The 6195-nt window shown below is 72.1% G+C and carries 8 protein-coding genes; all 8 read right to left on the minus strand.

Translation table 11 applies throughout. From position 1 onward, the window contains the following. Positions 1-188: 188 nt before the first annotated feature. A complete protein-coding gene (gene pepN, locus ACFVHV_RS32895) occupies positions 189-2711 on the minus strand; it encodes an aminopeptidase N (protein WP_380356046.1) in 2523 nt (840 codons plus the stop codon). 164 nt (positions 2712-2875) lie between these two features. Next, positions 2876-4627, minus strand: coding sequence for a CocE/NonD family hydrolase (locus ACFVHV_RS32900; protein WP_380356048.1), 1752 nt, complete (start codon positions 4625-4627; stop codon positions 2876-2878). A 370-nt stretch (positions 4628-4997) separates the two neighbouring features. After that, positions 4998-5210 (minus strand): DUF397 domain-containing protein, encoded by a 213-nt coding sequence (locus ACFVHV_RS32905; protein ID WP_359910711.1) that lies wholly within the window; start codon positions 5208-5210, stop codon positions 4998-5000. A gap of 10 nt (positions 5211-5220) precedes the next feature. Next, positions 5221-5421, minus strand: coding sequence for a DUF397 domain-containing protein (locus ACFVHV_RS32910; protein WP_380356051.1), 201 nt, complete (start codon positions 5419-5421; stop codon positions 5221-5223). Between the two features lie 151 nt (positions 5422-5572). Next, complete coding sequence (locus ACFVHV_RS32915; RefSeq protein ID WP_380356054.1) at positions 5573-5677, minus strand: DUF397 domain-containing protein; 105 nt, start codon at positions 5675-5677, stop codon at positions 5573-5575. 33 nt (positions 5678-5710) lie between these two features. After that, complete coding sequence (locus ACFVHV_RS32920; RefSeq protein ID WP_380356056.1) at positions 5711-5944, minus strand: DUF397 domain-containing protein; 234 nt, start codon at positions 5942-5944, stop codon at positions 5711-5713. Positions 5945-5948: 4 nt separating this feature from the next. After that, positions 5949-6083, minus strand: a complete 135-nt coding sequence (locus ACFVHV_RS32925) for a DUF397 domain-containing protein (protein ID WP_380356058.1) — start codon at positions 6081-6083, stop codon at positions 5949-5951. A 3-nt stretch (positions 6084-6086) separates the two neighbouring features. After that, a partial coding sequence (locus tag ACFVHV_RS32930; RefSeq protein ID WP_380356084.1) for a DUF397 domain-containing protein occupies positions 6087-6195 on the minus strand: 109 nt, incomplete at its 5' end.

The following is a 6195-nucleotide window of genomic DNA, read 5'->3' on the forward strand; positions in this document are numbered from 1 at the left end:
GGCGACCGGCACCGGTCCTCGGTGAGCCGTCGTGGCGGCAGCAGGGCGACGGGAACCGGAAGCGGCAGCAGCCCTGACCGGAAGAACCCGCAGGCCCGGACCGCACGTTGTGGCGGTCCGGGCCTGCGGGTTCTTGCGGGTGGTGGGGCAGTCACGGGCGGGGCTGGTGACCGCCCGGTTGGCGGGCTCTACTGCCCGGTCAGTGCGCGGGCCCGGGCGGCGCGGCGCAGGGTGTCCAGTTGGTCGACGAGGCCGCGCCGCGTCGCCACGGTGAGGTCCGGGTCGGCGAGGCAGGCCTCGGCCGCCCGTACGGTCCGGTCGGTGGCGGCGAAGGCGGGGAAGGCCGCCGTGGTGAGCACCCGGGCCAGGGCGGGGCCGCGGCGGGCGGCGGCCGGGCCCAGTTCCTTGAAGTAGCGCGTGGTCAGGTCGTCGAGCAGTTCGGCCTGCTCGGGCTGCCACAGTCCCTTGGCGGTGGCGGCGGCCAGGTAGTTGGAGAGCTCGCCGTGGAACAGCGCCTGCCAGGCGGCCTCCTTGGCGGCCTGGTCGGGCAGGGCGGCGCGGCAGCGGGCGGCGCCCTGCTCGCTGGTGTCGCTGGGGTCGGCGGCGAGTTCGGCGGCGATCTCCGGTTCGCCCGCCGCGCCGAGCACGCACAGCCGCGCCAGCAGCTGCCAGCGCAGGTCGGGGTCGAGCTCCGGCCCGCCGGGCACCGTGCCGGCGGCCAGCCAGTCGCGCAGTTCGGCGGCCCCGTTCTCGTCGGCGGCGGTGGCGATCACGCCGCGTACGGCGACCAGGCGCAGGCCGGTGCGGTCCGGCTCGCCCTCGGTGCGCCGCAGCAGGGTGCGGCAGACCCGGGCCAGTTCGGCCAGCGCGGCCGGCCGTTCGGCGGGCGGCACGGCGCAGTCCGCCACGAAGTCGCGGGCGAAGGAGAGCACCGCGTCCACCAGGTGCACCGAGGTCTCGCCGGGCAGGTGGTCGGCGACCAGCCGCAGGTACTCGCCGGGTGCGAGTTCCCCGTCGCGCACCTGGTCGCGGGCGGCGCCCCAGAGCACCGCCCGGGCGAGTTCCTCGGGCACGGCGCCGAGGGAGGAGCGCGCGGTCCGCCAGGAGGCGGGGTCGAGGCGGATCTTGACGTAGCTGAGGTCGGTGTCGTTGAGCAGGGTCAGCTCGGTGCCGTCGGCCGGCGGGTCCAGCGGCACGGCGCCGTCGCCGGGCAGGTCGCCCAGCAGGTGGCCGGGCAGGTCGAGCGGCACGCGCTCGGCGAGTTCCAGGGCGCCGTCGGCGGTGCGCCGGTAGTGGCCCGCGGTCAGCTGGTGCGGGCGCAGCGCGCCGTCGGCGGAGGTGTGCTCGATGCGGCCGTCGGTCACCCGCAGGGTGTCGACGCCGCTGGTGCGCAGCCAGCGGTCGGCCCAGGCGTGGACGTCGCGGCCGCTGGCGGTGGTCAGGGACCGGAGCAGGTCGTCGAGGGTGGCGTTGCCGAAGGCGTGCGCGTCGAAGTAGTCGTTGACCCCGGCCAGGAAGGTCTCCTCGCCGAGCCAGGCGACGAGTTGGCGCAGGGCGGCGGCGCCCTTGGCGTAGGAGATGCCGTCGAAGTTCTGCAGTGCCTGGGAGGTGTCCTCGACCGTTTCGGGGGCCACCGGGTGGGTGGAGGGGCGCTGGTCGGCGTCGTAGCCCCAGGGCTTGCGGTCGGCGGCGAAGCCGGTCCAGGCGCCGGTGAAGCGGGTGGAGGCGGCGGTGACGCTGTAGGCCATGTACTCGGCGAAGGACTCGTTCAGCCACAGGTCGTCCCACCACTTCATGGTGACCAGGTCGCCGAACCACATGTGCGCCATCTCGTGGATCACCACCATGGCGCGTTCCTCGCGCCTGGTGTCGGTCACGGCGGAGCGGAAGACGTACTCGTCGCGCAGCGTGACGCAGCCCGGGTTCTCCATCGCGCCGGCGTTGAACTCCGGGACGAAGCACTGGTCGTAGCTGTCGAAGGGGTAGCGGTGCCGGAAGACCCGGTGGTAGTGGTCGAAGCCCTGCCGGGTGATCTCCAGCAGTTCGTCGGCGTCGGCGTCCAGGTGGGCGGCGAGCGAGCGGCGGCAGTGCAGGCCGAGCGGGATCCCGTCGTGCTCGGCGCGCACCGAGTGCAGCGGGCCGGCGACGACGGCGAGGAGGTAGCTGCTGATCGCCGGGGTGGGGTCGAACTCCCAGCGGCCGGGCGAGGTCTGGCGGCCCAGGCTGTTGCCGACCACGGTCCACTGCTGCGGCGCGGTGACGGACACCGTGTACCGCGCCTTGAGGTCGGGCTGGTCGAAGGAGGCGAACACCCGGGGGCCGTCGTCGAGGAAGGACTGGGTGTAGGCGTAGTCCTCGCCGTCGGCGGGGTCGGTGAAGCGGTGCATGCCCTCGCCGGTGTGCGAGTAGGCCATGTCGGCTTCGACGGTGAGTTCGTTGTCGGCCGCCAGGTCGGTGAGCGGGAAGCGGCCGTCCCGCAGGGCGGTGACGTCCAGTTCGCGGCCGTTCAGCAGCACCCGGTGGAGTGCGGCCGGTTTGACGTCCACGTAGGTGGCGGCGCCCGGGGTGGTGCAGGCGAAGCGGATGACCGTGGTGGAGCCGAACACCTCCCGGCCGCGGGTCAGGTCGAGGTCGAGGCGGACGGTGCGGACGTCGAGCAGGCGGTGGCGCTCGGCGGCCTCGGTGCGGGTGAGGATGGAGGTATCAGACACAGGGGTCATGCTGCTCCATCGGGCGGGCGGACGGCACCGGTTTTCGGCTCCGGGCGGGCCGGCGGGGGTGGGGGCGGTGCCGGCGTGGCCCCCCCCCCGCGGGGGGGGGGGGGGGGGGGCCCCGGGCGCGGGGGGGGGGGGGGGGGTGTGCGCGGGGCCCGGTATCAGCCGAGGGGCAGGTCGAGGTGTGCCTCGGTGCCGGTGGTGGAGCCCACGGTCAGGGTGGCGAGGGGCGCGTTGGCGTCGGAGTAGAGCTTGTCCTTGGCGTTGATCACGAGCATGAGCTTGTGGTCGGCCGCGATGTCGTAGGCGGCTGCCTGAAGGTTCCACGACACCTGGACGGCCTGGCCGGCCGTGGCCTCGGTGAGGGTGAGGGGCTCGTGGGTGATGATGCGGGCGGTGCCGTCGGGGGCGAGGTCGAAGAGGTAGGCCACCACGGTGGCGCTCTTCCCCGCGGGGGTGACGGTCAGCTGGACGCGCGGGATGCCGCGCACGCGCCGGGCTCCGGCGGGGGAGGTCCAGGTGGCGAGGTAGCGGCGGTCGAACTTGCCCGTGGCGTAGGTCTTCGGGTTGCCCTTCCACTCCTGCCGGCCCGTGGTCAGCAGGTCGTCGACGGCCGTGGCCTCGGTGAGCTCGCCGGTGGTGAACGAGGCCTTCCACCCGGCGGCCGGGGCGGTGCCGAGCGTCCCGTCCTGGCCGCCCTTCGCGCCGCCCAGGTACAGCCTCTCGGTGCTCGTGGTCACATCGGCCCAGCTCGCACGGCTTTCGCGGACGGTGGGCTCGAACATCACCTGGCTCTTGACCGGCTCCCAGCCGGGCACCTCGTTGGCGACGCCGAGGACGTGGTGGTCGAGCCAGGCGAGGGCCTCGTCGACGGGGGCGTTCGGGCCGGGGACCGTCAGCCCGGCACCCTCGGGGGCGGCGTGGTCGCCGATCCACAGGTTCAGGTGCTTGGGGACGGTCAGCCGCTCGAAGTGCTCCACGGCCTCGTTGACCGGGAAGAGCGTCTCGTGCCAGGTGTTGGAGTAGAACGTCGGGATGCCGCGGGCGTTGGTCTGGTCGACGTAGGAGGCGGGCGAGCGCTCCTTCCCCCAGGCCACCACCTCGTCCAGGTTGGTGCCGTCGCGGAAGTCCGCGAGAATCTGGCGGGTGGCCGGGTCGAACTTGCGCTCCTCCGGCCCGCCGGTGAACGCGACCAGGGCGTCGACGGCGGCCAGGTGCCGGGTCTCGTTGAGGTACAGCGAATCGGCCAGATCGCCCCAGGTGCTGAGCGCCACCACCGCGTCGACGCGTCCCGCCGGGTCGTGGGCCGCGACCAGCTGGCTGATGCCGGAGCCGTAGGACTCGCCGAGGAAGGCGACGCGGCTCGGGGCGAAGTGCTGCTGCGCGTAGTCGATCACCGTGGAACCGTCGGCCCAGTCGGACGGGCCGCCCACGTCCACGGTGCCACCGGAGGTGAACGGGGCGTCGATGAACCCGCCGCCGGGGATCGGGAAGGTCTGGCCGATGCCGCGCGGGGTGTAGGCGAGTACGTGGTAGCCGCGCAGTGCGAGGCGCAGGTACAGGTAGGTGAAGAGCGTCCAGCCGAGCGGCGTCCACCCGGCCGGCACGATGACCACCGGGCGCGGCTCGTCGGTCTTGAGCCGGATGGTGAACGCGGAGAGCCTCACCCCGTCGTCCGCGGTGATCCTCGGGAGGCCGATGGTCGCCTTCGCCTGGACCTGGGTGACGAGTTCCTGCAGCTCGGCGGGCAGCAGCGGCTGCTCGGCGGAGCCCGCCAGCGTGGCGACAAGGGCCTCGGCCAGGTTGACGGCGTCGGGCGAGAGCTGCGTGCCCGAGGCATAGATGCCGGAATCCTGAAGCTTCGTCAACTGGCTTGCGGTGAAGGGGGTGGGGCCGTCTTCGGAGATGCTCATCTGTGGAACGCCTTTCACGGTGGCTTGGTAGGTCGCGCGCATTCATGATCAATGCGGGCCCCTCCGTGTACTGCCATCGCGTGATTCGATTCACTCGAAGAGGTGACTCAGGATCAAAGATGCTTGACAGGTGGCAGATCGGCGCCGATCTCCCCCGCCAGGGACGTCCGTCGCGGATCGTGCCGACCGTGACAGACCCGGCCACCTACGCGCTGCCGACGACGAACCGTCTGTGGTGGCTGCGCCCTCCCCCCCGGCTCGCGCAAGGACGCTCGGCCGAGGAACCTCGGCCGAGCGTCTGACTGCCTCTTCACGGTCTGACCCCTGGCCCGCAGGCCAGGTGTCGCCATGCCCCGAAACCGACCTCGTCTCAGATGTCGCCGAACTCACCGCTGCGGACAGCGGTGACGAACGACATCCAGGCCTCGGCCGGGAAGACCAGAGCCGGGCCGTCGGGGTCCTTCGAGTCACGGACAGGAGCCAGGCCGGGGAAGCCGGGAGCCACCTCGACGCACTGTCCACCGTTGCCGCTGTAGGAAGACTTGAACCACCGAGCCCCGGACAGATCTACACCGTCGGCCATGACGCCCCTCTCAGGCTTCACTGAACTCGCCACTGCGGACAGCCGCGACGAAGGACACCCAGGCCTCGGCCGGGAAGACAAGCGCCGGGCCCTGAGGATCCTTGGAGTCACGGACCCTGCCTGGATGTGCATCATCCACCTCGACACAGTTGCCGCCCTGCTGGCTGTACGTGCTCTTCCGCCACCTGGCGTCGGCCGGGTCGAACTCCATAGCGCTCACAGCCCTTCCGTGCCCTCCCCCGCGCGCACAAAAACGCTCGGCTGGGGCAACCCCCAGCCGAGCGCCCGACTACCTCTTCACAGCCTCGACTCGGACGGCAACCAACCACGTGCCGCCATGTTTCCGGGGACCGCCTCCCGTCTCAGATGTCGCCGAACTCGCTACTGCGGACAGCGGCGACGAACGACATCCAGGCCTCGGCCAGGAAGACCAGAGCCGGGCCCTGGGGGTCCTTGGAGTCACGCACAGGAGCCAGGCCAGGAAAGTCGGGAGCCAGCCGCTACGGCTGAACCGGGAACTCACCCGCCTTGACGGCGTCGAGGAAGTTCTGGAAGGCCGCAGGGGTGAACTCCAGGACCGGGCCGCGCCGGTGCTGCTTGGTGTCGCGCACCGGGATGGTGCCGGCCGAGGTCACCCCAACCTCGACGCAGTTGCCGTTCTCGCTGCTGCTGTAGCTGGACTTGGCCCAGCCGTAGCAGCCCTGGTCGAGGGCAGTGCCGTCGTGCATGGTCATCCTCTCAGGCTTCGCTGAACTGGCCGCTGCGGACAGCGGCGACGAACGACATCCAGGCCTCGGCCGGGAAGACGAGCGCCGGGCCGTCGGGGTCCTTCGAGTCACGGACGGGAGCCAGGCCGGGGAAGCCGGGAGCCAACCGCTACGGCTGGACCAGGAACTCACCCGCCTTGACGGCGTCGAGGAAGTTCTGGAAGGCCGCAGGGGTGAACTCCAGGACCGGGCCGCGCCGGTGCTGCTTGGTGTCGCGC

Origin of the sequence: Kitasatospora sp. NPDC127116 (genome assembly GCF_042677365.1) — a bacterium.
Classification (GTDB): Bacteria; Actinomycetota; Actinomycetes; order Streptomycetales; family Streptomycetaceae; genus Kitasatospora; species Kitasatospora lactacystinica.

Coding starts and splice junctions, on each gene's coding strand:
- ACFVHV_RS32910 (WP_380356051.1), bottom strand. CDS start 5,421: ATGGAGTTCGACCCGGCCGACGCCAGGTGGCGGAAGAGCACGTACAGC.
- ACFVHV_RS32905 (WP_359910711.1), bottom strand. CDS start 5,210: ATGGCCGACGGTGTAGATCTGTCCGGGGCTCGGTGGTTCAAGTCTTCC.
- ACFVHV_RS32900 (WP_380356048.1), bottom strand. CDS start 4,627: ATGAGCATCTCCGAAGACGGCCCCACCCCCTTCACCGCAAGCCAGTTG.
- ACFVHV_RS32920 (WP_380356056.1), bottom strand. CDS start 5,944: ATGACCATGCACGACGGCACTGCCCTCGACCAGGGCTGCTACGGCTGG.